Genomic DNA, 24,084 nt, shown 5'->3' with positions numbered 1-24,084 from the left:
ATCTATCTATATGTCACCCCCGTCTTTTGGTGATGAACCAAAAAATGACCATTTTTCCATTTTATACATATGATACAATGGTGTGGACAAGGAAATAAAAAGAAAGGTTTGTTGAAATGGGATATGTGGAGGAATTACGGAAAATAGTTGGGCATCGCCCTTTAATTTTAGTCGGTTCAGTTGTTCTTGTATTAAATAAAGATGGGGAAGTATTATTACAACAAAGACAAGAACCGCACGGAAAATGGGGACTTCCTGGTGGATTAATGGAGCTGCTTGAGTCACCGGAAGAAACTGCATACCGTGAAGTGTATGAAGAGACCGGCATTTGCGTGAAGAATTTGCAGCTCATTAATGTGTTCTCAGGTGCAAAACATTTTGTGAAACTAGCAAACGGCGACGAGTTTCAAACAGTAACGACTGCCTATTATACGCATGATTATGAAGGAGAACCTACTGTAAACAAAGAGGAAGCGATACAATTAAAGTTTTTTCCGGTTACAGAATTACCTGAGTATATTGTAGGATCGCATAAAAGAATGATTGAAGTATATGTAGAAAAGATACAAAATAAGTAAAAATGTAATATAATGGTGATAGAAATGCAAAAACACAGTTCCGGTTGGTAGTCCGGACGCATAATTTTTATGTCAATAACCTTCCCCTCCGGGATGTCCAGCATTTCTGAATATGTTTGTAAGGGAGGGACTGTCAGTGAAATTGACAGTATATCATGACGGTCAGTATTTTGTAGGAATGATTGAACGAGAAGAAAATGGGAAGTTGTATGCAGTACGGCACATTTTTGGGGCTGAACCGTCTGATGAAGAAGTGTTTTTGTTTGTAAATGATACGTTGTTACCATATTTTAATCGCTTTGCGAAATGCGGAGTAGAGGTTAAACAGCAAAAGCGTCCGAAAAATGTAAAACGCATGATTCGGCAAGCAGCAAGGGAATTAAAAACTTCAAAATTTACGAAAGCACAAGAAGCTATTCAGTTATCGTATGAAGTGCATAAAAAAGAGACGCAAGTGCAATCGAAAGAAATGCGAGAAATAGAAAAGCGGAAAAAACGTGCCTTAAAAGTGCAAAAAGCGAAACAGAAGCATCGTGGTCATTAAGAAAAACGTCTTCGAGCGAGGTCTCGAAGACGTTTTTTAGTGAATCATGACTACAAAGCAAGTAAGTTTACTTGTATTTTAGAAATAGTTATTGGTAAGATACAGTTAGAGATATGTGAGGAGGGAAAGCTTTGATTAACTTCAACTTTTTTATGAATGACGTTGTTCGTCAAGCGCGCGAAGAAATCGTAGCAGCTGGTTATATAGAATTAACTACACCAGAAGCTGTAGATGAAGCATTGCAAAAGAAAGGTACAACACTTGTAATGATAAACTCTGTATGCGGCTGTGCAGGGGGAATTGCTCGTCCAGCTGCAGCTCATTCTATTCATTATGATAAACGTCCAGATCATCTTGTTACTGTGTTTGCAGGTCAAGATAAAGAGGCAACAGCACGTGCTCGTGAATATTTTGAAGGATATCCACCATCTTCTCCATCGTTTGCACTATTGAAAGATGGAAAGATTGTAACGATGGTCGAGCGTCATGAAATTGAAGGCCATGAGCCGATGCAAGTTATAGCGAAATTGCAATCGTACTTTGAAGAACATTGTGAGGAAATGTAATATACGTTTTTAGAACCGTTAAGAATGTAATCTTAACGGTTCTTTTTTATGTATAATATGAACTGTTTATGCATATAATTATGCAGTGTATATTGGTTTATTTACGTTGTGGAAAGAAAAATAAATTTATTTTTATTTTATTTATTGCATAAAAATAAATTTATTGCTACAATACATTCATCGAATAAAAATTCTATAAAATAATTAAATATACATTAACTAGGAGGGAAAGTAATGAAGAAATTTTTATCAGTTTCACTTGCACTTATTTTAATCGTAAGTATATTTACAGCTTGTAGTAAGGGTGGAAATGCAGGAAGTGATAATAAGAAAGTGTTAGTTATGGGAACGTCTGCAGATTACAAACCGTATGAATATGTCGACGCAAAAAAGAGTGAAGACATTATTGGTTTTGATATCGACGTTATGAATTATATTAGTAAAGAATTAGGTTATAAAGTGAAAATTAAAGATATGGATTTTGGTGGGCTGTTAGCCTCATTAGAGGCTGGGAAAGTTGACTTTATCATGGCTGGAATGACACCGACAGCAGAGCGTAAGAAAAATGCTGACTTTACAGATATTTATTTTGTCGCTAAAAATGTAATCATTTCTAAAGAAGGTTCAAATATTAAAACATTGCAAGATCTAAAAGGAAAAAAAGTAGGAGTACAAACAGGATCTATCCAAGAAGAAAAGGCGAAAGATTTGCAAAAACAAGTATCGTTCCAATCTGAAGGACGTGACCGTGTACCAGAACTCATTCAAGAAATTCAAGCAGGACGTTTTGATGCAATTATTTTAGAAGATACAGTAGCAAAAGGATATTTAGAAAAAAATAAAGAGTTAAAGAGTGTGGAAATTCCAGAAGCGGCAGATGAAGCTGGTTCAGCAATTGCGCTTCCGAAAAATAGTGATAAGACAGCGGAGTTTAATAAAGTAATTAAGAAAATGAAAGAAAATGGAGAAATGGATAAATTAGTGAAGAAATGGTTTGGCGGCGAGAAATAAGCCGCCTTTCCATCTTCTAGGGAGGACTGACTTAGGATGAACTTGGATTTTTCGCAAATAACGCCTTCAATACCATATATATTAAAAGGCTTAGAAGTAACATTAAAGATTGTAGCTGTCGCTTCTTTGCTTGGTTTTGCGCTAGGGACGTTATTAGCGCTTTGTAAAATTGCTAGAATAAAAGTTTTAAGTATAATTGCTGATTTTTATACATCTCTTTTCCGCGGTACACCGCTTGTACTACAATTAATGCTTATTTATTACGGTCTTCCGCAAATTACAGGATATGATATTTCAGCATTTTTAGCAGCTGTGTTAGCATTTAGCTTAAATTCAGGCGCATACATGTCAGAAGTGATTCGTGCTGGAATTCAAGCGGTTGATAAAGGACAAACAGAAGCGGCAATGGCACTTGGTATTCCATATGGAAAAATGATGCGAAATATTATTTTACCGCAAGCATTAAAAAATATTTTACCTGCATTGGTAAATGAATTTGTTACATTAACGAAAGAGTCCGCGGTAGTTACTGTAATCGGTGCAACAGATTTAATGCGCCGTGCGTATATTGTTGGCGGCGAGACATTGTCTTATTTTGAACCGCTATTATTTGTCGGTATGATTTATTACATTCTTGTTATTATTCTTACATTCGTTGGGAAAGCGGTTGAAGGGAGAATGAAGAAAAGTGATTAAAATAAATGACCTTCACAAATCATTTGGAAATAACGAAGTATTAAAAGGGATTACAACATCAATTGGACAAGGCGAAGTCGTAGCAATTATTGGGCCGTCCGGTTCAGGGAAATCAACATTTTTACGTTGCATGAATTTACTAGAAGAACCAACGAGCGGACAAATTTGTATTGGTGATCAGGAGGTAACGAATCCTAATACAAACATTATGGAAATTCGTCAGCATGTTGGAATGGTGTTTCAGCATTTCCACTTATTTCCTCATATGACAGTGTTAGAAAATATTACGTATGCTCCTCTTACTGTAAAAGGTACTGCGAAGGAAGAGGCGGTAAAAAAAGCTGAAGAATTATTAGAAAAAGTGGGATTACTTGAGAAAAAGGATGCTTATCCAAATCGCCTTTCTGGTGGACAAAAACAGCGTGTTGCAATTGCAAGAGCATTAGCAATGGAACCGGACGTTATGCTATTTGATGAACCGACTTCGGCACTAGATCCAGAGATGGTGAAAGAAGTATTAGAGGTTATGAAATCTCTTGCAACGACAGGAATGACAATGGCGATCGTTACGCACGAAATGGGTTTTGCAAAAGAAGTAGCCGACCGTGTTCTCTTTTTAGATGGAGGGAAACTTGTAGAAGATGCGAAGCCAGAGCAATTTTTTACAGCGCCGGAAAGCAAACGTGCTCAAGAGTTTTTGCAAAAAATGTTGTAACATGTAAACGTTACGTGAATACTAAGGGAAAAAGGATGACATTGTGTCATCCTTTTCTTTATACTTAAGTTGAAAGTAGTTCGTACATAATAGGAGCGTTAACATGTTTAAAATTGGATATCGAACAGTGAAAACAGCAGCTGGAACAGCTTTGGCTGTGTGGATTGCTCAATTACTTCATTTAGAGTTTTATAGCTCAGCCGGCATTCTTGTCATTTTATGTGTACAAAATACAAAAAGAAAATCATTAGAAGTGTCTATTCATCGTTTTTTAGCTTGTTTACTTTCTATGTTGTTTGCATTTGTTATTTTTGAATCAATAGGGTACACACCGTTAGCAATTGGGGTTTTATTACTTCTGTTTATTCCAAGTGCGGTTATGCTTAAGATTCAAGAGGGGATTGTTACAAGCTCTGTTATTGTTTTTCATTTATATTCACTGCAAAAAATTACATGGCCCATTGTTGGAAATGAGATTGCGATTTTAACGGTTGGAATTAGTGTTGCTTTATTAATTAATTTGTATATGCCAAGCGTTGAAAGCGACTTGAAAGCGTATCGACAAAAAGTAGAATCTAATTTTAAGACGATTCTTTTGGAAATGGCCGCATATTTAAGAAATCGTGAAAGTGTGTGGAATGGAAAAGAGCTAATTGAAACGGAAACATTACTTGAGAAGGCAAAAGAAGTATCTTTTATAAAGCTGGAAAATCAGTTTATGCGTGAAGATGATTATTACTATCGTTATTTTCAAATGCGCCAGCAACAGTTCGAAATTTTAGAAAGAGTTATGCCGCTAGTTGCTTCATTATCTTGGTCATATGAACAAGCGGGTATGGTGGCGGATGTAATTGAAAATGTCGGGAATGCCATTCGCCCAGAAAGTACAGGGGTTATATCGTTAAGACAGCTTCAAGAGATGCGGGAAATCTTTCGAGAAATGCCGCTTCCAGAAACACGAGAAGAATTTGAAACGCGTGCTAAGCTCGTTCAGCTCGTCTATGAAATAGAGCAATTTTTACTCATTAAAAGTCGATTTATAGGGAAATATAACATCAAAGAATTAATATAAGAAGGACGGAATGAGGTATGCCATATCTTCTTTCATTCATATTATGTATTTCCCTATCGCCTCTTTGGCCGCTCGGTGATAATCCGCGTGTTGGCGATCCGCTTATTATCGTCAATAAACAAACGAACCAACTTGCATATATTTATGATGGAAAGATACAAAATACATTTCCAGTTGCAACAGGTAAAACGAATGATTTAACGCCAGAAGGTACATTTGATGTTGTGATGAAGGCGAAAAATCCGTATTATATTGCGAAGAATATTCCAGGTGGTTCACCGGCAAATCCGCTCGGTTCAAGATGGATAGGTTTTAATGCCCGAGGTACAGATGGTAGTAAATATGGGATACACGGAACAAATCAGCCAAGCTCCATTGGCAAGTACATTTCGCAAGGGTGCATTCGAATGCACAAAAAAGATGTAGAGTATTTGTACGATCGTATTCCTATTGGAACAAAAGTATGGATTGTGAAATCAAAAAAATCATTTGAGCAGCTTGCGAAAGAAAAGGGTGCCATTGCTTACGAAGAAAGCCAGCAGTATATGTTGGCTTTTTGTTATATTATATCTTGTCTTGACATGTGTACATATAACATGCGTTAATGAGGATAACAAAAAATGAAATTTCCATTAGGAGAATTAGTACTACTCGTAAACACAGTATAAATAAAGATTATGTGAAAAGGAGTTGCTGTTATGTATATGAATCATAGACTACCATACATTCAGTTCTTAATTGGTGCTCTTGCACTTATTACTTTCATATTGGCAACTTTTAATATATGTCCATTTTCATTAGCTGTCTTTTCTATCGCTCTTCTTAATTTTACTTTTGCATTAAGTGCTTATCATGAGCGGCAATATCCAAACTTTGTTCTTTCACTTGGAATGGGAATAGCGTTTATCATTGCAGGACTTATTATTATGGGAACATAAAAGGGAGATAACATCTCCCCTTTTTTTACCAAAACATGCTTATGCCAGTAAGTAATGTTGTAACAAGCATTGAAATTAACATGACATAAACCATAATTTTTTGCATTTTTTTACTCATCTTTAGATCCTCCTTGCGAATCTCCTCAATCTCATTGTATATACAAACGAAATTTGGTACAAGGGTCTATTATAAGACATTTTCTACATACATCCGTTTTGGTTTTTCAACATGTAAGTCGTTGCTATGTAGTAATCATGACCTGCACTTGCTTCCTTCTTTCGTTTTCACCCTCGCACGTGGCAAAAAAAAGCCTAACCGCTCCTATGCATGGCCAGATGCTCACGCCCAACGGAGCTTAGCCTGTATAGTTTGAATTGTATAATTAGTGAAGAGAAGCCTTAACTAATTAAAATTTCACTTTATATATCTTCTCCTTCGAAACTTTTGTAGAATTCTGTTATAATAGACATTGTTACATACATAACGCAGGAGGCGTATTCTCATGATTAATCAAGAACGTTTAGTGAATGAATTTATGGAACTTGTGCAAGTAGACTCTGAAACAAAATACGAAGCTGAGATTTGCAAAGTGTTAACAGAAAAATTCTCTTCTTTAGGCGTTGAAGTATTTGAAGATGATACAATGGGTGAGACTGGTCACGGTGCTGGTAACTTAGTTTGTACATTACCAGCAACAAAAGAAGGAGTAGATACAATCTACTTTACTTCTCATATGGATACAGTTGTTCCTGGTAAAGGAATTAAGCCTTCTATTCAAGATGGTTATATCGTATCTGATGGTACAACAATTTTAGGTGCTGATGATAAAGCTGGACTTGCATCTATGTTTGAAGCAATTCGCGTGTTAAAAGAGAAAAACATTGCGCACGGAAAAATAGAATTCATCATTACAGTTGGTGAAGAATCAGGTCTTGTTGGTGCAAAAGCATTAGATCGTGAACGCATTACAGCGAAATATGGTTATGCATTAGATAGCGATGGAAAAGTTGGAGAAATCGTTGTTGCAGCACCAACACAAGCGAAAGTAAATGCAATTATTCGCGGCAAAACAGCTCACGCTGGTGTAGCACCAGAAAAAGGTGTGTCTGCAATTACAATTGCAGCAAAATCTATTGCAAAAATGCCGCTTGGTCGCATTGATTCTGAAACAACTGCGAATATCGGTCGTTTTGAAGGTGGTACACAAACAAATATCGTTTGTGACTATGTAGAAATTTTTGCTGAAGCACGTTCTTTAGTAGACGAAAAAATGCAAGAGCAAGTTCGCAAAATGAAAGAAGCATTTGAATCTACAGCGAAAGAAATGGGCGGAGAAGCAGAAGTAGAAGTAAAAGTAATGTACCCGGGATTTAAATTTGCTGATGGCGATCACGTTGTAGAAGTTGCGAAACGTGCTGCTGAAAGAATCGGCCGTACACCATCTCTTCACCAAAGCGGTGGCGGTAGTGATGCAAACGTAATTGCGGGTCACGGTATTCCAACAGTAAATTTAGCAGTTGGTTATGAAGAGATTCATACAACAAATGAAAAAATACCTGTTGAAGAACTAGTGAAAACAGCAGAAATGGTTGTTGCGATTATTGAGGAAGTAGCGAAGTAATCAAAGAATCGGACAAGTTGAAACGCATGGGTGAAATGACCCATGCGTTTTTAAATAAATCCATTTTAATTTTTTCAACAGATAAGTCACTGTTATGCAGAATACAACATGATCGCTACTTGCTTTCTCCTTTTGTTTTAAACCTTGCATGTGGCAGAAAAAGGCCCTGACCGCTTCTATGCATGGCCAGATGCTCTCGTCCGCCTAAAAGAAAGGAAGGGGTATGTTGATTTTTTATTTGGATTTATATAGCTTAACAATGCAATAGTTCTTTTAGTGTTTTTACATTTTGGTGAAATATTTGCGGAGATGGCCAATTTTGGTAGCTGTTAGGTAATGGAATCGTTTCAATCTCGTTGTGTTTTTGTGCAATTGCAGTTAAGTTATGTATATAATCGATTACTTGTAAGAAATTACTCTTTGTACCTATCGAACCATGACCTGGTATGGCTATATCAATATCCATACTTTCAACCTCTTTTAAAATATGGCTCCATCTTTGTGGATTGGATTCTTCGAAAAATGTAGGATGGCAATCAACAAATAACAAGTCACCCATGAATATCACTTTATCTTCTGGAATATAAAGCATAGCATCGCAAAGGGAATGCCCGCCGCCTAACGTGAAAAGTTTTGCACTGCGTTTCGTTCCACGGAAGATGACTTCATCTTTAAATGTTTGTTGTGGTAGTACTAACTCTAGTGTAGGTAATGAGATTTCTAACTCACTTAAAAAATTGATTTGATGTTCTAAGTTCATATCATAAGTTTGCGTTAATTGGTCCTGTAAAGAGCGAATATAATTTCTTAGACCACCAATATCATTTTTTTGTTTATTAATTCTTGATGGATGGGTAGTTTTCATTTCGTCATATGTCATTTCGCTTGAAATAATGGTGCTATTCTGAAACGTTTGGTTACCTCGAATATGGTCTCCATGCCAATGGCTGTTTATTACCCATGTAACGGGCTGATTTGTTATCGTTTCTGCTGCATATTTTAAATCCTGAGAAGCTTGTTGTGTATTACATGTATCAAAAATAATAGTTGTATCCCCTAAATCAATAAAACCAGCATTTGCTGCAGCACCGCCACCTTCTTTTGCAATTGCCGCATATATCCCGTTACGAATTTTTTCGAGTCTAAAATGTTTGCTATCAAATGTTTCATTCATTTTCTTCTCTCCTTAAGAGTGTTCGTTATTTTGATTCTATTGCCTTCACAAGGCGGATAAACCAGTACAGAAAAATCCATGGAAGAATGTACAGAGTTGAAAATGACAATAGAGACGAAAGAAGCCCGTGAGCATCGACGCCCATGATTGGAAGTAGGAAATAGATGAGTAACAAAAAGAAAATGACTAGTAAAATTAGATAAAGGAGTTTTAGGTGTGTAGTCATTTCTTCTCTTTAGCCTCCTTAGATTTCGTATGTGGACATACTTCTATATAGTAACGATTCCATCCTTTCAAATATTGATTTTTCCACAAGTTTTTTGATAAAATAAAGAACAAACGTTCCTTTGGTGGTGAGAAAGATGCGTGAAATGTATCCGAAAAATGGCCGTGTCATTTTGCATGTTGATATGAATTGTTTTTATGCATCTGTTGAAATTGCCCATGATGCATCTTTGCAAGGAAAACCATTAGCGATAGCTGGTAATGCGAAAGAACGAAAAGGCATTATTGTAACGTGTAGTTATGAAGCAAGAGCGAGGGGAGTTCGTGCAACAATGCCTGTTTGGGAGGCAAAGCGGCTATGCCCAGAACTCGTTGTAAAACATCCAAACTTTGAGTTATACCGGGAGGCTTCTTTTGCATTGTTTCAAATTCTGGCACGGTTTACAGAAAAAATTCAACCTGTCTCAATTGATGAAGGATATTTAGATATTACAGATTGCTATGGGCTCGGTTCGCCGCTAGAAATTGCTCAAATGATTCAACAAACATTACTCACAGAATTACAGCTTCCGTGCAGTATTGGGATTGCACCGAACTTATTTCTAGCTAAAACAGCCTCTGATATGAAAAAGCCGCTAGGTATTACAGTACTTCGTAAACGTGATATACAAGAGCTACTTTGGCCGCTTCCAGTTGAAAAAATGCATGGAATTGGAAAGAAAACAGCAGAAAAATTAACAGGTGTACATATACATACGATTGGGGATTTAGCTACTGGAAAAGCTTCTATTATTCGTTCTGTAATTGGAAATCATGGATTGGATTTGCAAAAACGTGCAAATGGTATCGATAATAGAGATGTGGATCCGAGTCAAATGGGGCAGTATAAAACGATTGGAAATTCTATAACGTTGCCAAAAGATGTAGATGAAGAGCAAGAGTTGTTAGGTACGTTAGAACGCTTGTCTCAATCTGTCAGCCGAAGATTACAAAAACGTACGCTTGTGACATATAATATTCAAATTACGATTAAATACTATAATCGCCGAACGATTACGCGCAGTAAAATGTTAGACAATGCAATTTGGGAATGGGCCGATATTTTTCAGGCGACAACACGGCTATGGAAAAAACATTGGGATGGTGATCCGGTTAGATTACTGGGAATTACGGCTTGTGAATTAGAATGGAAAACAGAAGCGATTAAGCAGCTTGACTTATTTTCATTTGAAGAAGATGCGAAGGCAGAACCGCTTTTGTCAGTGATGGAGCAATTAAATAATAAATATGGGGCGAAGGTTATTCAGCACGGTAGTCAAGTGTTTAGGCAACAGGAGAGAACATTTCAACAAAAATTAGAGAATAAATTCACATGAAAGCCCCTTTCCTTTTAGGGGAGGATGAGAGCATCTGGCCATGCATAGAAGCGGTCAGGGCCTTTTCCTGCCACATACGAGGTTTGAAACAAAGGGAGGAAGCAAGTACAGGTCATGTTATATTCTGTATAGTAGCGACTTGTATATTGAGAAATTAAAAATTTATATGCTAAAAACCTCGCATGTGGTATTTTCTGCGAGGTTTTTAGCATAATTGTTCTTCTTAAGAAACGTAATAAATTTTTTAACCGTGTTTGGCTAATATCAGATATACTAGTATTTTTTTGATTTATTGGGAGTTATTTCATTAGCAATTTCCATATTCGCCAAATTTAAATTTGTTGGCAGGATTGTTCTATTTTGCAGGCCTCGGAATAACAGTTGGAACGATCGCATCATATTGAACTTTCGGCTTGCTGCTACCCCAAAAATTGTTCCTATACCTAGTAAAGAAATCCAAATCCAATTTCTATTATTCCGTCTAGCACCAAACAATTGAAACACTCGCTGCGTTCCTCTTCCAAAATTGAATAATGATGTCAACCAGTTTAAAATATTCATTTTCGACTCCTTGTAAACAAATTAGGGATAGATCATTAACGCCATTCCCTATGGTTTATATTGTTGATATTTATAGGGATTTATGATGGCAACTTATGTTAATCATTTATATTGCTCTTTCCGATACCTTTTTGTGTTTTATATAGAAGGACTTTCGTAAATTATAATGTCTGTATTGGTTGGAGTAGAAATGCGTTGTGCATAATATGTGATGGAAGAAGGGATATATTCTGGTACGGTTTGAACTGTATGCAATGCTATATATTCATGAATTAACTCTTTTAATGTCGACCAGTGCAATTCCGCAGGTGTTTCAGAAATAAATAAACTTACCCAACGATCAAAAGAAGAAGAAAAGTCAGTTTGCAAACGAAAAACTTCTTTCATTGTTTTAGCCACCTTCTATAAATGATAATATTAATTTTACTACAAGACACGAATGGATGTTAGCGTTCGTTTTAAATAAACATCCATATGAGGAGTTCGTACGAGGTTGATTTGCCATTTTTGTATATATTCCGTAAGATAACAATAGAGATTATGAAATGCTTGGAGGATGCAACGTGGAATTTGTGTTTTTAGGAACAGGAGCTGGTGTTCCTGCAAAGGGAAGAAACGTATCAGCGATAGCTTTGCAATTATTGGAAGAGAGAGGTGCAACGTGGTTATTTGATTGCGGCGAGGCAACGCAGCATCAAATTTTACATACATCAGTGCGTCCGCGTCGCATTGAAAAAATATTTATTACACATTTACATGGTGATCACATTTTTGGATTGCCTGGTTTGTTAGGAAGCCGCTCTTTTCAAGGAGGAACAACTCCGTTAACTGTATATGGACCAAAGGGGATTAAACAGTTTATTGAAGTTGCCTTGGCAGTGAGTACAACACATGTGAAATACCCACTTGAGATTATTGAAATTACTGAAGAAGGTACTGTATTTGAAGATAAACAATTTCTTGTGGAAACGAAGCGATTGTCGCACGGTATTGAATGTTTTGGCTATCGCATTGTGGAAAAAGATATTCCAGGGCATCTTCTTGTAGATAAGTTATTTGATGCAGGGGTTAAACCAGGGCCACTCTTTAAGCGATTAAAAGATGGGGAAACAGTAGAACTTGAAGATGGACGCGTACTTTGCGGGAAGGATTTTATTGGGCCACCCCAAAAAGGCCGAATTATTACAATTTTAGGAGATACACGTTATTGCGAAGCGAGTATTCAATTAGCACAAGATGCTGATGTACTTGTACATGAAGCAACGTTCGGTGCGGAAGATTCACAGCAAGCTCATGATTATTATCATTCTACAACCGAACAAGCAGCAAATATTGCGCTGCAAGCAAATGTAAAACAAATGATTTTAACTCACATTAGTTCTCGTTATCAAGGAGAAGAGTGGAAAATACTTCTCGAAGAAGCGAAACAAGTATTTCCAAATACGGAAATTGCAGCGGATTTGAAACGTTTTCCTGTATCAAGGTAAGGAAAAAGAATGACAGAGATATCGCTTACATCTGTCATTCTTTTTTAATTCTCATAAAACGGAAACAATGTCCTTAATTTGAAATATTAAAAAATTTAAATTCTGCAAAAAAAGAGATATAATGAAAGCGTATTCATTATATTTGTACAGTGTAAATTTATACTTTGTATGTTTTTGTAAAAAAATGTAGTAAATCAAAAAGTGACAAGAGAGCTCTTATATATTATGATAGCTGATGGTGTGTGTCAGTTTGTTGAATGAATTCTATAAATTTATTAGTACAAATAGAAAAACAAAGAAAGCATTTACTTAATAGATTATTAGTAAGTAACTTTTTTCATAATGAAGATTTAGGGGGTACTGTTATGAAATATCGTTCAGTTTTTGATATTATCGGTCCAGTTATGATTGGGCCATCTAGTTCGCATACAGCAGGTGCAGCAAGAATGGGGCAAGTTGCTCGTCAGCTGTTTCGTCATGAACCTGAGAAAATTATCATTTCGTTATACGGTTCGTTTGCGAAAACATATCGAGGTCATGGCACCGATGTAGCACTTGTTGGGGGAATATTAGGATTCGAAACGGATGATCCCCGTATTCCACAAGCGCTTGAAATTGCAAAGGAGCGCGGAATTGACGTTACATTTATTGAAGAAGAAGCGCAAGCAGTCCATCCAAATACAGCGAAACTTCGTTTGTATAAAGGTGAGGATGAAATTGAAGTTGTTGCTTGTTCAATCGGCGGCGGGAAAATTGAAGTTGTGGAGCTCAATGGATTTGATTTGCAATTAACAGGTACAAGTCCAGCGCTTCTTATTGTAAATAATGACCGTTTCGGAACAATTGCTTCTGTTACATCTATTCTTGCGAAGCACGAAATTAATATTAGTATGATGAGTGTTTCACGTAAGGAAAAAGGAAGAAAAGCGTTAATGGTTATTGAAACGGATGAGTTGTTAGCAGATGAAATTATCGGTGAAATTAAAGCGCAGCAAAATATTTGTCAAGTAACAATTATGGACTAATAGCGGGGGGGGGACACAACATGTTTCGGAATGTAGCGGAACTAGTTGCACAAGCAGAAGAGAAAAATGTAAAAATCGCAGAGATTATGATTCAATGTGAAATGGAAACAAGAAACCTTTCTCGTGAAGAAGTAATCGCTGGTATGGAAAAAAACTTAGTTGTAATGGAAAAAGCAGTTGAGCGAGGAATTCAAGGTGTGAAATCTCCGACGGGACTTACTGGTGGAGATGCAGTGAAAGTACAAGCGTATATGAAAAGTGGCAGAGGTTTATCAGGCGATACAATTTTAGATGCGGTAAGTAAAGCTGTCGCAACAAATGAAGTAAACGCTGCGATGGGTATTATTTGTGCAACGCCAACGGCTGGTTCTGCAGGGACGGTACCAGGTGTGTTATTTGCGCTAAAAGAAAAATTGAACCCAACGCGTGAAGAAATGATTGAATTTCTATTTACAGCTGGTGCATTTGGTATGGTTGTAGCGAACAATGCTTGCATTGCCGGAGCAGCTGGTGGGTGCCAAGCGGAAGTTGGTTCAGCAAGTGGAATGGCGGCAGCGGCTGCTGTTGAAATGGCTGGAGGTACACAAAAACAGGCAGCAACAGCGATGAGTATTGCACTTAAAAATATGCTTGGGTTAGTATGCGATCCTGTTGCAGGACTTGTAGAAGTACCGTGTGTAAAACGTAACGCAGCTGGTGCATCAAATGCGATGATTGCAGCTGATTTATCATTAGCTGGTGTAACGAGTATCATTCCATGTGATGAAGTTATTGAAGCAATGTATCGCATCGGACAAACGATGCCAAGTGCGCTTCGTGAAACGGCAGAAGGTGGTCTTGCTGCAACGCCGACAGGACGTCGTTTACAGGAAGAAATTTTTGGGAAAAAAAGTGAATAAGAGAAAAACCTTGCTTACGCAGCAAGGTTTTTTATTTTTCATTTACAAACTTATCTAACGTTTCACCAAGCTCATGGGAACGTTTTGTTGCTTCTACAATACATTGAATAAGCGCCTCTTGAAATTGAAAGCCTTTCAATACCTCAATGCCAGCTTCTGTCGTTCCTCCTGGCGATGTAATTTCTTTTCTTAATATAGAAGGGTGCTTTTCATTTGTTTTTAACATTTCTGCAGCACCAATCATTGTTTGGAGAATCAGTGATTTTGCTACAGTTTCCTCTAAGCCAATTTGCTTTGCTGCGTTTTCCATTGCTTCGACAACATAATAAATATAAGCTGGCCCACTTCCTGATAAAGCGGTGACAGCATGCATATGTTTTTCTTCTACAACAGAAACAAGACCAATTGTTTCAAAAAGCGTTTTTGCGAGCATGACATGTTCTTCTTTTGCATGAACAGAAGGAGAAATGGCAGTAGCAGATTTTAAAATTGCTGAAGATGTATTTGGCATGGCCCGGATAATAGGAACCTTTTTTTGCAATAAATTAGTAATGGATGTCGTAGATACACCAGCTAATAATGAAATGATTAATTGATCCTCTGTAATGTAATCTTGTAATGGAGTAAGAGCGTCCACAACATCTTTTGGTTTCATTGCTAAAAATATGATATTTGCATGAGCAAGTAGCTCTTTTTTATCGTGCGTACCATTCACTCCGTAACGGTGATGTAATTCTTGTAGTCTTTTTTCATTGGAGCGATTACCAACAGTAATTTGCTCTTCTTTTACAACTTGAGCTTGTAATAATCCAGAAATTGTAGCTTCGGCAATTGAGCCTGCACCGACAAAAGCGATTTTTTGTAATGACATGATGTGTCCCCCTTTTACTATGCATATGAGAATAACTTATTTAAATTTACATACATTCGGCTCTTCGTAGAAAATCCCTTCTTTTTATCTGAAAATAATGACAAATTTCTGTGTTAGATGTAAACTGAAGGGAGATTCATTTTTTGAAACGGAGAAACAGAGGGGGCGTATAGGTATGACAGTTATTCATCGAATGGAAATTCCTGTTCCATTTGCGGTAGAAATCGTTAATGTTTTTTTAGTAGAGGGAGAAACACTTACATTAATTGATACAGGAACGAATACAGAAGAAGCGAGACTAGCGTTAGAGAAGCAACTAAATGCACTAGGATATAAGGTAGAAGATATTGAAACAGTTGTGCTGACACACCACCATGCAGATCATTGTGGATTATTGGATATATTCTCTAATCAAACAAATATTGTGGGCCATCCGTGGAATGAACCGTGGATTACACAAGATCCGCAATTTCTAAAGCGATATCAACAATTCTTTTTAGAAGAATCTAGACAATTTGGAGTTCCAGAAACATTTTTAAAACAAAGTGCATCGTTAACGAAAACAATGATCTACTCCTGTAAACGTTCGCTTACACATACTGTAAGGGAAGGAGATCGCATTGCTTCGTTGCCTGAATTTACGGTGATTGAAACACCAGGGCACGCTTCTACCCATATTTCTTTATATCGTGAAAAGGATGGATTGTTAATTGGCGGTGATGCCTTAATTGGACATATTTCCTCTAATCCAATTTTAGAACCGCCATATGAAGGAGAAACAGAACGAGCGAAGCCGATGTTGCAGTACAATGAAACATTAAAGCGCTTAGCTAGTATGAATATTTCACGTGTGTTACCAGGGCATGGGGAAGATGTTACTGATGTGAAAAAATTAGTAAATGAGCGTCTCCAAAAGCAAGAGGCGCGAGCTTTTAAAGTATTAAATTTATTAAAGGAACAGCCGATGACAGCATTTGAAGTATGCGTCAAACTATTTCCTGTGCTATATGAAAAGCAGTTACCGCTTACAATCTCTGAAACAGTTGGACAATTAGACTTTTTAGCATATAATCAACAGGTGATGATTGATAAGTCATCAGAGAAATGGATTTACTATGCAAAGTAGGTGACAGCCATGAATAGGCGTTTACAAGATAAAGTAATCGTCATAACAGGAGCTTCAAGTGGAATTGGGGAAGAGTTAGCGATGCAAGTAGCGGGGCAGGGTGCAATCCCTGTACTAATCGCTCGCACAGAAGAAAAGTTACGAGAGCTCAAACAAAAAATTGAAACCACATATCGTACTTCTTGTCATTATTATGTTTTGGATGTAAGTAATGAAGAAGAAGTGGAACTTGTTTTTACACAAGTGCTCCAAGATATAGGGAGCATTGATATATTAGTCAATAATGCTGGTTTTGGTGTGTTTAAAACGTTTGTCGATGCATCTGTACAAGAAGTAAAGGATATGTTTGATGTAAATGTATTCGGCTTAGTAGCATGTACAAAAGCAGTTTTGCCTTATATGATCGAACGAAATAGCGGGCATATTGTGAATATCGCTTCACTAGCAGGAAAAATTGCAACGCCGAAATCAAGTGCATATGCAGCAACGAAACATGCGGTATTAGGGTTTACAAATAGCTTGCGTATGGAACTTGCAAATACAAACATTACTGTAACAGCAATTAATCCAGGTCCAATTGATACTAACTTTCACACGATAGCTGATGAATCTGGTACATACGTAAAAAGTGTCGAACGTTACATATTAAAACCAAACTATGTAGCGCAGCAAATTGTAAAAGCAATCGAAATGAAAAAGCGTGAAGTAAATTTACCAAAGTGGATGAATTTAGGGCCGATTATTTTTTCATTGTTTCCAGGGTTATTCGAGCGTGTAGCTGGGAAATCATTAAGTAAAAAATAGGAGATTCTCAAAAAGAGAATCTCCTATTTTTTTATAAATACAAATTGAAAACAGGACATAACCCCCCCTTTTTTTAGATGGTCGAGAGCGCCTGGCCGTGTGTAGAAGCGGTCAGGTCCTATTTCTGCCACGTGCAAGGTTTAAAACAAAAGGAGGAAGCGAGTGCGGGTCAAGTTTTGTTTTGCGTAGCGGTGATTTGGTTGTTGAAAAAGGAAAATAGGTTTATATAACCTTCTCGTTCTTTATGATAACGTAATATACTCATACACGACATCTTCTACAGCCTCATATAAATCAATCTCCGCATTGTTAGAAACAATATTTTGAATACGTTCTATGAGCGTTTCGTAGTCTTCTTGTGAAGTTGGTGTACATTGATATTGTTGAAAACTTTTTGTAATCATTTTTTTAATTAATTTTTCATTCATGATTTTTCTCACCTATATGTGCATATGTATTGTTTTAATTGTACTTGAATAAGAAAAGAAAATCTCTATATTGTTGATTTTTGTATAAAAATTCATTTCTCTTAAAGTTTTATTAGTAAAATAACTTTTAAAATAAGGTTTTTTGATAGTGTAAAATTTATAAATATTTAGTTGACTCTATAAAAATACAATATTATAATCGTATTTAAATCTAAAAGGTAATGAGGAGGAATTATGAAAGCGGCAATTATTGGGGCGACTGGATACGGAGGACTTGAGCTTTTGCGGTTATTAACACATCACCCAAGCTTTACAGTGACATCGGTACATTCTTTTTCGCAAATTGGAGAAGTTATGACAATACCATATCCTCATCTATCTACTTTTGTTTCTCATACATTAGCAGAGGTAGATGTTGAGGAGATTGCGAAAGAAGCGGATCTTGTGTTTTTAGCAACGCCGGCTGGGGTGTCAGCAAATTTGACTCCGAGTTTATTAGAGGCCGGTGTAAGAGTTATTGATTTATCAGGAGATTTTCGAATTCGAAAGCCGTTTATCTATGAAGAATGGTATAAAAAAACAGCTGCAAAAGAAGACGTATTACAACAAGCGGTGTACGGACTAACGGAGTGGAAAAAAAGTGAAATCGTAACTGCAAACTTAATTGCGAATCCAGGATGTTATGCAACTGCCACTTTGCTTGCGGCAGCTCCATTAGTAAAAAACGGAATCATTGAAGTGGATTCACTTATTATTGATGCGAAATCAGGAGTTTCTGGAGCAGGAAAGACACCGACAAGTATGACGCACTTCCCGGGAATTCACGATAATTTATACATTTATAAAGTAAATGAACATCAGCATATCCCGGAAATTGAGCAAATGTTGCAAGAATGGGATGAGAACATGAAACCAATCACGTTTAGTACACATCTGATTCCGATTACGAGAGGGATTATGGTCACGCTCTATGCAAAGGCGAAGCAGGAGATAACAGATGCTGTGCTTCAGCAGGTTTATGAGGAAAGTTATTGTCATTCACCGTTTGTAAGAATACGAGAAAAGGGAGTTTTTCCAAGTCCGAAAGAAGTAAGGGGATCTAACTTTTGTGACATCGGAACGGCTTATGATAAACGAACGAGACGAATTACGATTGTAGCAGTCATTGATAATGTAATGAAGGGTGCAGCTGGGCAGGCTGTGCAAAATGCAAATATATTAGCAGGGGTGGAAGAGACGGAGAATTTACACTTTATGCCGTTGTATCCGTAAGGGGGAGAAAGCATGATTGAAACAGTAATATGTACGAAGATAGAAAACGGTTCAATTGTAACACCAAAAGGGTTTGCTGCGATTGGGATTCATGCAGGGTTAAGAAAAGAGAAAAAAGATATGGGAGCAATCGTATGTGAAGTACCCGCGAGCTGCGGGGCTGTTTATACGCAAAATCACTTTCAAGCAGCTCCTCTTATTGTTACGAAAGAAAGTATTGCTGCTAAGCAAAAATTACAGGCTATTGTTGTGAATAGTGCAAATGCGAATTCTTGCACAGGTGCAAAAGGACTGCAGGATGCATATGATATGCGTGCATTAGCAGCTAAGCAGTTTCATGTAGAGGAGAATTACGTTGCCGTAGCGTCTACAGGAGTCATCGGAGAGCCTCTACCAATGGAGAAAGTACGAAGTGGTATTTCTTCGTTACAACCTTCAACAGAAGTAGAGATTGCGACATCGTTTTATGAAGCGATTTTGACGACAGATTTAGTTGCGAAACAATCATGTTACAAGTTTTCAATTGAAGGGAAAGAGGTTGCAATTGCCGGAGCTGCGAAAGGATCGGGGATGATTCATCCAAATATGGCAACGATGCTCGGGTTTATTACGACTGATGTGAATATAGAAAGTGAAACATTACAAAGAGCTTTATCTCAAATTACAAATCATACATTTAATCAAATTACAGTCGATGGAGATACATCTACAAATGATATGGTACTTGTGATGGCTAGTGGGTTATCCAATACAACTGCAATATGCGAAGAACATTCTGAATGGGAGAAGTTTTTACTTGCACTTGGAAAGGTATGTGAAGATTTAGCGAAGCAAATTGCAAAAGATGGAGAGGGAGCGACAAAGTTAATTGAAGTAAATGTGCATGGTTCGCGAACTGTAGAAGAGGCAAATATGATTGCAAAGCAAATTGTTGGTTCTAATCTTGTGAAAGCAGCTGCGTATGGTGAGGATGCAAACTGGGGGCGGATTATTAGTGGAATTGGACAAAGTGGCATCGTCATTGAACCTAGTATGGTTGATATTTATATTCAATCGATTGTGGTATTGAAGGATAGTGAACCTCAATATTTTTCAGGGGAAGCAATGAAACAAATGTTACAACAAGCAGAGCTTGTTATCGATGTATATCTACATTTGGGCAAGTCAAGCGGAAGAGCATGGGGATGCGACTTAAGTTATGAATATATAAAAATTAATGCTTGTTATCGCACATAAGGAGAGAAGAGATGAGAGAACGTATTGTAATAAAATGCGGCGGCAGTATGTTGGCTCGTTTAGACGAAACATTTTTTCAATGTATGAAACAAATAGCACAAATGTATGATGTGATTGTTGTTCATGGTGGTGGACCTGAAATTGATGCGATGCTAAGGAAATTAAGTATTCCGATTGAAAAGAAAGATGGACTACGTGTAACAACAGCAGAGGTAATGAAGATTGTACAAATGGTGTTATGCGGCAGTACAAATAAGACATTTGTTTCAAAATTAAATGAACAAAAACTTGAAGCGATTGGACTATCCGGCTGTGATGGAAGGTTATTGCAAGTCGCTCCGCTAGAAGCAGAATTTGGTTTTGTCGGTGAAGTGAAATTTGTTCAAACAACATTATTACAGTGTTTGTTAGCAAATCAATTTATTCCTGTTGTTGCACCCGTTGGAGTAATGGATGGACAGCTATATAACGTGAATGCAGATACAGCAGCAGCGGCGATTGCGACAGCCATTAATGCGGAAAAATTAATTTTTATTACAGATGTAGATGGTGTTCTAGATAAGGAGGAGCTCATTGAGAAAGTAAATAAACAGCAGCTTCTCGAGCTTATAGATAAGGGAACGATTACTGGTGGAATGATTCCGAAAGTGAAAGCTGCATTGACGTCATTGGAACTAGGAGTAAAGGATGTTGTAATTGTAAATGGTACACAAAATTTTTTGACAGATAAAGGAGAGTGGATTGGAACAACAGTAACAAAAGGGGGGGAGAGGTAGTGGGGCAGCATGTTTTTCCAACATACAGTAGACGAAATATTGAAATTGTGAACGGAAGCGGCACAAAGGTTACAGATAAACAAGGAAAGCAATATTTAGATTTTACTTCTGGCATTGCGGTATGTAATTTAGGGCATTGTCATCCAACGGTGGTAAATGCTGTAGAAGAGCAATTACAAACGATATGGCACATTTCCAATTTATTTCCTCATACCATACAAGAAGAAGTTGCTAAGTTATTAACAAAGGATCGTGAGTTGCACTATGCATTTTTTTGTAATAGCGGAGCGGAAGCAAATGAAGCAGCGCTGAAGTTAGCCCGTAAGTATACAAAGAAATCCGTTGTAATTACGTGTAAACAATCATTTCACGGACGAACTTTTGCAACGATGAGTGCAACAGGACAATCTAAAATTCATGATGGATTTGGACCACTTCTTCCAAGTTTTCTACACCTTCCTTTTAATGATATTACTGCGTTTCAAGAAGCGATGAATGAAGAAATTGCAGCGGTTATGGTGGAAGTTGTACAGGGAGAAGGCGGTGTTTTTCCAGCAGATGTTCCATTTTTACGTGAAATTGAGAAATTGTGTCATGTAAACGGTGCACTTTTCATTGTAGATGAAGTGCAGACCGGAATTGGAAGAACTGGGACGTTATTTGCGTATGAACAAATGGGTATTTCACCTGATATTGTCACAGTTGCAAAAGCGCTTGGAAATGGTATTCCGGTTGGAGCGATGCTTGGCAAAAAAGAGTTAGGATCTGTTTTCTCTCCAGGAACACACGGCTCCACGTTTGGAGGGAATTTTATTGCGATGGCAGCTGCAAAAGAAGTATTACAAATTGTTTCACAGCCTTCTTTCTTGCAAGAAGTACAAGAAAAAGGAACGTATTTTTTACGGAAATTACAAGAAGATCTGCAGGATAAGGAGTGGATTATTGATATTCGCGGGAAAGGGCTCATGATTGGAGTTGTTTGCAACGGGGAAGTCAGTGCGAGGGTAGCGGCGTTAGAGAAAGAAGGCCTTCTCGTTTTGCAAGCTGGACCAAATGTACTGCGTATATTACCGCCGCTTATTGTAACGAAAGCAGAAATAGATGAAGCAGTGCATATGATGAATCGTGTATGTAAACAAGCGCTGCTAAAATAGAGGAGGAATTTGTATGCAAACAGTTTCTGTACCAAAACTGCAAACAAAGGATATTTTAACATTAGAAGAATTATCACAAGAAGAAATCATTGCAATTATTGAGTTTGCGATGTACGTAAAAAAAGAAAAAACATTGCCACTCTTAAATGGAAAAATTTTAGGATTAATCTTTGATAAACACTCTACTCGTACACGTGTATCTTTTGAAGCTGGAATGATTCAGCTTGGAGGGTATGGTATGTTTTTAAACGGCAAAGAACTGCAACTTGGAAGAGGAGAAAGTATTGCAGATACGGCAAAAGTGCTATCACAATATATAGATGGAATTATGATCCGAACATTTTCACATGCGGAAGTAGAAGAATTAGCAAAGGAAGCGACAATTCCCATTATTAATGGATTAACAGATGATCATCATCCGTGTCAAGCATTGGCAGATTTAATGACGATTTATGAAGAAGTAAAGACATTTAAAAATAGTAAGCTAGCTTACGTTGGTGATGGAAATAATGTTTGTCATTCACTGCTCCTTGCGAGTGCGAAAGTAGGGATGAACATTACAGTTGCAACGCCTCTAGGATATGAATCGAATGAAGAAATTGTGAAACGTGCAATTGAAATTGCGAAGGAAACAGGAGCTAAAATTGAGATTACATATAACGCAAAAGAGGCTGTCAAAGAAGCGGATTTTATTTATACGGATGTTTGGATGAGTATGGGGAAAGAAGATAATAAAGAGAAATATAAATTGTTTCAGCCGTATCAAGTGAATGAGCAACTTGTTCAAGAAGCAAAATCAACTTATCGATTCTTACACTGTCTACCAGCTCATCGCGAAGAAGAAGTCACTTCAGAAATCATTGATGGTCCACAATCAATTGTGTTTCAACAAGCGGAAAATCGCCTGCATGTACAAAAGGCATTATTAGTCAGTTTACTACAAGATGAACAACCTTCTTCATAATAGAAGGTTGTTTTCGGTTCGAAATGTCTTATCTAGATTTCGCATTTTCTCTTTATATACTTTATAATAGTAAGCAACAGAAAAATATAAGAGAGATGATGCAGATGCGAGTAAATAAGAAAACATATTCATTCTTTCAGCGTATTTGGCGAGGGATGAAGTTAAATTATTATAAATTATTGCGTGCACCAGAAGGCGCGAAAATTGTATCACGAGGATTTGCTGTTGGATTTGGAATGGAGATGTTAGTTATTCATACGGCTTCGCTCGTATATCTTATTTTTTATCCACTTGTTCGATTACTGAAAGGTTCATTTCCTGCAGCTGTGATCGGTAATATTATTGGGAAAATAACATTTTTACCTGTTATTTTAATTCCTTTTGCGCATGCACTAGGGAAACTCATTTATCCTTTTCAGGTAAAAAAAATACCGCTTCACCATTATACAATAGGAGACATTTTTTCAAGTAACGGGTTAACAATCTTAAGAAGTCTGTTACAAAGTGAAGTATATGTAATCATAGGTATGACGATTTTAGGAATTGGACTCGGTATAATTGCTTATTTTGTTATGTACTATTTATACGAGAAAAACCGCAAATTACGATTGACGAAAAGAAAGAGACACATAAAAAGACCAATTGCACAACTATAATGAATGCACATCGAATTTCCTTTTTGAATATGCTTCTAAAAAGGAGGAAAGTTGATGTTTTTTTCTTATTATGACCTTAGGTACTATCCGCAGATTGTTTATTATCCTGTTTCTTACGTAAGACAGACTGTTCAACCATTACAAGAAAGTAAACCGTATTTAACTACTTGGCCATATTCAAATGTATATTATGGAAACTATTATGAAACATAAAGTGAAACTTCCATCAGCGGGGAGCTTCATCCCCCACTGATGGTTAGTTGAACCAATCGGGCTTTTACGGGCAGTTATCTCCCACCTATCTTCTT

30 protein-coding genes are annotated in these 24,084 nt (G+C 37.1%); 23 read left to right on the top strand and 7 right to left on the bottom strand.

Translation table 11 applies throughout. The features are described from left to right. Positions 1-116 precede the first annotated feature (116 nt). The 9 genes from V7024_RS21505 to V7024_RS21465 all read left to right on the top strand — a co-directional run bounded on the left by V7024_RS21505 (position 117) and on the right by V7024_RS21465 (position 6,120). A complete protein-coding gene (locus V7024_RS21505) occupies positions 117-578 on the top strand; it encodes an NUDIX hydrolase (RefSeq protein ID WP_335523715.1) in 462 nt (153 codons plus the stop codon). 136 nt (positions 579-714) lie between these two features. Next, positions 715-1,122 (top strand): YjdF family protein, encoded by a 408-nt coding sequence (locus tag V7024_RS21500; protein WP_335523713.1) that lies wholly within the window; start codon positions 715-717, stop codon positions 1,120-1,122. Between the two features lie 152 nt (positions 1,123-1,274). Continuing rightward, positions 1,275-1,688: a BrxA/BrxB family bacilliredoxin gene (locus tag V7024_RS21495; protein ID WP_335523718.1), complete on the top strand. Its 414-nt coding sequence runs from the start codon at positions 1,275-1,277 to the stop codon at positions 1,686-1,688. A 234-nt stretch (positions 1,689-1,922) separates the two neighbouring features. Beyond that, positions 1,923-2,699 carry a transporter substrate-binding domain-containing protein gene (locus tag V7024_RS21490; RefSeq protein WP_335523710.1) on the top strand — a complete coding sequence of 259 codons (777 nt, stop codon included), beginning with the start codon at positions 1,923-1,925 and terminating at the stop codon, positions 2,697-2,699. 36 nt (positions 2,700-2,735) lie between these two features. After that, entirely contained in the window at positions 2,736-3,395 is a 660-nt protein-coding gene (locus V7024_RS21485; RefSeq protein ID WP_335523707.1) for an amino acid ABC transporter permease, read from the top strand. Continuing rightward, on the top strand, positions 3,388-4,110 hold the full coding sequence (locus V7024_RS21480; protein ID WP_335523704.1) for an amino acid ABC transporter ATP-binding protein: 723 nt from the start codon (positions 3,388-3,390) through the stop codon (positions 4,108-4,110). Before V7024_RS21485 ends, V7024_RS21480 begins: the two co-directional genes overlap by 8 nt. 103 nt (positions 4,111-4,213) lie before the next feature. Next, positions 4,214-5,182 (top strand): aromatic acid exporter family protein, encoded by a 969-nt coding sequence (locus V7024_RS21475; RefSeq protein ID WP_335523700.1) that lies wholly within the window; start codon positions 4,214-4,216, stop codon positions 5,180-5,182. A 17-nt stretch (positions 5,183-5,199) separates the two neighbouring features. Continuing rightward, positions 5,200-5,787, top strand: a complete 588-nt coding sequence (locus tag V7024_RS21470; RefSeq protein ID WP_335523698.1) for a L,D-transpeptidase — start codon at positions 5,200-5,202, stop codon at positions 5,785-5,787. A 93-nt stretch (positions 5,788-5,880) separates the two neighbouring features. Beyond that, positions 5,881-6,120 (top strand): DUF3894 domain-containing protein, encoded by a 240-nt coding sequence (locus tag V7024_RS21465; RefSeq protein ID WP_335523697.1) that lies wholly within the window; start codon positions 5,881-5,883, stop codon positions 6,118-6,120. A gap of 25 nt (positions 6,121-6,145) precedes the next feature. On the opposite strand, the gene prli42 is transcribed toward V7024_RS21465, so the two are convergent. Continuing rightward, on the bottom strand, positions 6,146-6,238 hold the full coding sequence (gene prli42, locus V7024_RS21460) for a stressosome-associated protein Prli42 (RefSeq protein ID WP_090914459.1): 93 nt from the start codon (positions 6,236-6,238) through the stop codon (positions 6,146-6,148). A gap of 385 nt (positions 6,239-6,623) precedes the next feature. On the opposite strand from prli42, the gene V7024_RS21455 reads away from it, so the two are divergent. Next, positions 6,624-7,742: a tripeptidase T gene (locus V7024_RS21455; protein WP_335523693.1), complete on the top strand. Its 1,119-nt coding sequence runs from the start codon at positions 6,624-6,626 to the stop codon at positions 7,740-7,742. 253 nt (positions 7,743-7,995) lie between these two features. Here the strand turns inward: V7024_RS21455 and V7024_RS21450 are convergent, their stop codons facing one another. Together V7024_RS21450 and V7024_RS21445 are read right to left on the bottom strand one after the other, a co-directional pair. Beyond that, entirely contained in the window at positions 7,996-8,916 is a 921-nt protein-coding gene (locus V7024_RS21450) for an MBL fold metallo-hydrolase (protein WP_335523692.1), read from the bottom strand. A gap of 25 nt (positions 8,917-8,941) precedes the next feature. Beyond that, a complete protein-coding gene (locus tag V7024_RS21445) occupies positions 8,942-9,142 on the bottom strand; it encodes a hypothetical protein (RefSeq protein WP_335523688.1) in 201 nt (66 codons plus the stop codon). Between the two features lie 136 nt (positions 9,143-9,278). Between V7024_RS21445 and V7024_RS21440 the strand changes: the two genes are divergently transcribed. Further along, a complete protein-coding gene (locus V7024_RS21440; RefSeq protein WP_335523686.1) occupies positions 9,279-10,517 on the top strand; it encodes a DNA polymerase IV in 1,239 nt (412 codons plus the stop codon). Between the two features lie 273 nt (positions 10,518-10,790). On the opposite strand, the gene V7024_RS21435 is transcribed toward V7024_RS21440, so the two are convergent. After that, the gene (locus tag V7024_RS21435) at positions 10,791-11,078 is read right to left on the bottom strand and encodes a hypothetical protein (protein WP_335523682.1); all 288 of its coding nucleotides are present in this window, start codon (positions 11,076-11,078) and stop codon (positions 10,791-10,793) included. A gap of 138 nt (positions 11,079-11,216) precedes the next feature. Continuing rightward, a complete protein-coding gene (locus V7024_RS21430) occupies positions 11,217-11,465 on the bottom strand; it encodes a DUF3932 family protein (RefSeq protein WP_335523679.1) in 249 nt (82 codons plus the stop codon). A gap of 176 nt (positions 11,466-11,641) precedes the next feature. Between V7024_RS21430 and rnz the strand changes: the two genes are divergently transcribed. The 3 genes from rnz to sdaAA all read left to right on the top strand — a co-directional run bounded on the left by rnz (position 11,642) and on the right by sdaAA (position 14,489). Next, complete coding sequence (gene rnz, locus V7024_RS21425) at positions 11,642-12,565, top strand: ribonuclease Z (RefSeq protein WP_335523676.1); 924 nt, start codon at positions 11,642-11,644, stop codon at positions 12,563-12,565. Positions 12,566-12,930: 365 nt separating this feature from the next. Then, positions 12,931-13,590, top strand: a complete 660-nt coding sequence (gene sdaAB / locus V7024_RS21420; RefSeq protein ID WP_098914717.1) for an L-serine ammonia-lyase, iron-sulfur-dependent subunit beta — start codon at positions 12,931-12,933, stop codon at positions 13,588-13,590. 20 nt (positions 13,591-13,610) lie between these two features. Next, complete coding sequence (gene sdaAA / locus V7024_RS21415; RefSeq protein ID WP_335523673.1) at positions 13,611-14,489, top strand: L-serine ammonia-lyase, iron-sulfur-dependent, subunit alpha; 879 nt, start codon at positions 13,611-13,613, stop codon at positions 14,487-14,489. Between the two features lie 31 nt (positions 14,490-14,520). Here sdaAA and proI read toward each other — a convergent pair whose 3' ends face one another. After that, a complete protein-coding gene (proI, locus tag V7024_RS21410) occupies positions 14,521-15,360 on the bottom strand; it encodes a pyrroline-5-carboxylate reductase ProI (RefSeq protein WP_335523671.1) in 840 nt (279 codons plus the stop codon). A 175-nt stretch (positions 15,361-15,535) separates the two neighbouring features. Here proI and V7024_RS21405 point away from each other — a divergent pair, with 175 nt between their 5' ends. Continuing rightward, positions 15,536-16,486 carry an MBL fold metallo-hydrolase gene (locus V7024_RS21405; protein WP_335523667.1) on the top strand — a complete coding sequence of 317 codons (951 nt, stop codon included), beginning with the start codon at positions 15,536-15,538 and terminating at the stop codon, positions 16,484-16,486. 9 nt (positions 16,487-16,495) lie between these two features. After that, positions 16,496-17,290: an SDR family oxidoreductase gene (locus V7024_RS21400; protein ID WP_335523664.1), complete on the top strand. Its 795-nt coding sequence runs from the start codon at positions 16,496-16,498 to the stop codon at positions 17,288-17,290. Between the two features lie 242 nt (positions 17,291-17,532). Here V7024_RS21400 and V7024_RS21395 read toward each other — a convergent pair whose 3' ends face one another. After that, complete coding sequence (locus tag V7024_RS21395) at positions 17,533-17,718, bottom strand: YqzH family protein (RefSeq protein WP_335523661.1); 186 nt, start codon at positions 17,716-17,718, stop codon at positions 17,533-17,535. Between the two features lie 234 nt (positions 17,719-17,952). Here V7024_RS21395 and argC point away from each other — a divergent pair, with 234 nt between their 5' ends. The 7 genes from argC to V7024_RS21360 all read left to right on the top strand — a co-directional run bounded on the left by argC (position 17,953) and on the right by V7024_RS21360 (position 23,989). Then, positions 17,953-18,990 carry an N-acetyl-gamma-glutamyl-phosphate reductase gene (gene argC, locus V7024_RS21390; protein ID WP_335523658.1) on the top strand — a complete coding sequence of 346 codons (1,038 nt, stop codon included), beginning with the start codon at positions 17,953-17,955 and terminating at the stop codon, positions 18,988-18,990. Between the two features lie 12 nt (positions 18,991-19,002). Continuing rightward, on the top strand, positions 19,003-20,226 hold the full coding sequence (argJ, locus tag V7024_RS21385; protein ID WP_335523655.1) for a bifunctional glutamate N-acetyltransferase/amino-acid acetyltransferase ArgJ: 1,224 nt from the start codon (positions 19,003-19,005) through the stop codon (positions 20,224-20,226). An 11-nt stretch (positions 20,227-20,237) separates the two neighbouring features. Then, positions 20,238-21,002 carry an acetylglutamate kinase gene (gene argB, locus V7024_RS21380; RefSeq protein ID WP_335523651.1) on the top strand — a complete coding sequence of 255 codons (765 nt, stop codon included), beginning with the start codon at positions 20,238-20,240 and terminating at the stop codon, positions 21,000-21,002. Further along, the gene (locus V7024_RS21375) at positions 20,963-22,156 is read left to right on the top strand and encodes an acetylornithine transaminase (protein WP_438824496.1); all 1,194 of its coding nucleotides are present in this window, start codon (positions 20,963-20,965) and stop codon (positions 22,154-22,156) included. The genes argB and V7024_RS21375 overlap by 40 nt, the downstream gene beginning before the upstream one ends. A gap of 13 nt (positions 22,157-22,169) precedes the next feature. Further along, the gene (gene argF, locus V7024_RS21370) at positions 22,170-23,120 is read left to right on the top strand and encodes an ornithine carbamoyltransferase (protein ID WP_335523647.1); all 951 of its coding nucleotides are present in this window, start codon (positions 22,170-22,172) and stop codon (positions 23,118-23,120) included. Between the two features lie 98 nt (positions 23,121-23,218). Then, positions 23,219-23,776: a DUF2062 domain-containing protein gene (locus V7024_RS21365; protein ID WP_438824495.1), complete on the top strand. Its 558-nt coding sequence runs from the start codon at positions 23,219-23,221 to the stop codon at positions 23,774-23,776. A gap of 54 nt (positions 23,777-23,830) precedes the next feature. Further along, complete coding sequence (locus V7024_RS21360; protein ID WP_335523646.1) at positions 23,831-23,989, top strand: hypothetical protein; 159 nt, start codon at positions 23,831-23,833, stop codon at positions 23,987-23,989. Positions 23,990-24,084: the final 95 nt, after the last annotated feature.

The organism is Bacillus sp. JJ864, from assembly GCF_036963045.1.
GTDB classification, from domain to species: domain Bacteria; phylum Bacillota; class Bacilli; order Bacillales; family Bacillaceae_G; genus Bacillus_A; species Bacillus_A pseudomycoides_C.
Note: the sequence above shows the minus strand (reverse complement) of the source record. Positions and strands in the feature narration are given on the sequence as shown.

Bases quoted from the DNA above. Each gene is read 5' to 3' on its own strand.
- V7024_RS21505 (WP_335523715.1), top strand. From the start codon at position 117: ATGGGATATGTGGAGGAATTACGGAAAATAGTTGGGCATCGCCCTTTA.
- V7024_RS21495 (WP_335523718.1), top strand. From the start codon at position 1,275: ATGAATGACGTTGTTCGTCAAGCGCGCGAAGAAATCGTAGCAGCTGGT.
- V7024_RS21490 (WP_335523710.1), top strand. From the start codon at position 1,923: ATGAAGAAATTTTTATCAGTTTCACTTGCACTTATTTTAATCGTAAGT.
- V7024_RS21485 (WP_335523707.1), top strand. From the start codon at position 2,736: ATGAACTTGGATTTTTCGCAAATAACGCCTTCAATACCATATATATTA.
- V7024_RS21475 (WP_335523700.1), top strand. From the start codon at position 4,214: ATGTTTAAAATTGGATATCGAACAGTGAAAACAGCAGCTGGAACAGCT.
- V7024_RS21470 (WP_335523698.1), top strand. From the start codon at position 5,200: ATGCCATATCTTCTTTCATTCATATTATGTATTTCCCTATCGCCTCTT.
- V7024_RS21465 (WP_335523697.1), top strand. From the start codon at position 5,881: ATGTATATGAATCATAGACTACCATACATTCAGTTCTTAATTGGTGCT.
- prli42 (WP_090914459.1), bottom strand. From the start codon at position 6,238: ATGAGTAAAAAAATGCAAAAAATTATGGTTTATGTCATGTTAATTTCA.
- V7024_RS21455 (WP_335523693.1), top strand. From the start codon at position 6,624: ATGATTAATCAAGAACGTTTAGTGAATGAATTTATGGAACTTGTGCAA.
- V7024_RS21450 (WP_335523692.1), bottom strand. From the start codon at position 8,916: ATGAATGAAACATTTGATAGCAAACATTTTAGACTCGAAAAAATTCGT.
- V7024_RS21445 (WP_335523688.1), bottom strand. From the start codon at position 9,142: ATGACTACACACCTAAAACTCCTTTATCTAATTTTACTAGTCATTTTC.
- V7024_RS21440 (WP_335523686.1), top strand. From the start codon at position 9,279: ATGCGTGAAATGTATCCGAAAAATGGCCGTGTCATTTTGCATGTTGAT.
- V7024_RS21435 (WP_335523682.1), bottom strand. From the start codon at position 11,078: ATGAATATTTTAAACTGGTTGACATCATTATTCAATTTTGGAAGAGGA.
- V7024_RS21430 (WP_335523679.1), bottom strand. From the start codon at position 11,465: ATGAAAGAAGTTTTTCGTTTGCAAACTGACTTTTCTTCTTCTTTTGAT.
- sdaAB (WP_098914717.1), top strand. From the start codon at position 12,931: ATGAAATATCGTTCAGTTTTTGATATTATCGGTCCAGTTATGATTGGG.
- sdaAA (WP_335523673.1), top strand. From the start codon at position 13,611: ATGTTTCGGAATGTAGCGGAACTAGTTGCACAAGCAGAAGAGAAAAAT.
- proI (WP_335523671.1), bottom strand. From the start codon at position 15,360: ATGTCATTACAAAAAATCGCTTTTGTCGGTGCAGGCTCAATTGCCGAA.
- V7024_RS21405 (WP_335523667.1), top strand. From the start codon at position 15,536: ATGACAGTTATTCATCGAATGGAAATTCCTGTTCCATTTGCGGTAGAA.
- V7024_RS21400 (WP_335523664.1), top strand. From the start codon at position 16,496: ATGAATAGGCGTTTACAAGATAAAGTAATCGTCATAACAGGAGCTTCA.
- V7024_RS21395 (WP_335523661.1), bottom strand. From the start codon at position 17,718: ATGAATGAAAAATTAATTAAAAAAATGATTACAAAAAGTTTTCAACAA.
- argC (WP_335523658.1), top strand. From the start codon at position 17,953: ATGAAAGCGGCAATTATTGGGGCGACTGGATACGGAGGACTTGAGCTT.
- argJ (WP_335523655.1), top strand. From the start codon at position 19,003: ATGATTGAAACAGTAATATGTACGAAGATAGAAAACGGTTCAATTGTA.
- argB (WP_335523651.1), top strand. From the start codon at position 20,238: ATGAGAGAACGTATTGTAATAAAATGCGGCGGCAGTATGTTGGCTCGT.
- argF (WP_335523647.1), top strand. From the start codon at position 22,170: ATGCAAACAGTTTCTGTACCAAAACTGCAAACAAAGGATATTTTAACA.
- V7024_RS21365 (WP_438824495.1), top strand. From the start codon at position 23,219: ATGCAGATGCGAGTAAATAAGAAAACATATTCATTCTTTCAGCGTATT.
- V7024_RS21360 (WP_335523646.1), top strand. From the start codon at position 23,831: ATGTTTTTTTCTTATTATGACCTTAGGTACTATCCGCAGATTGTTTAT.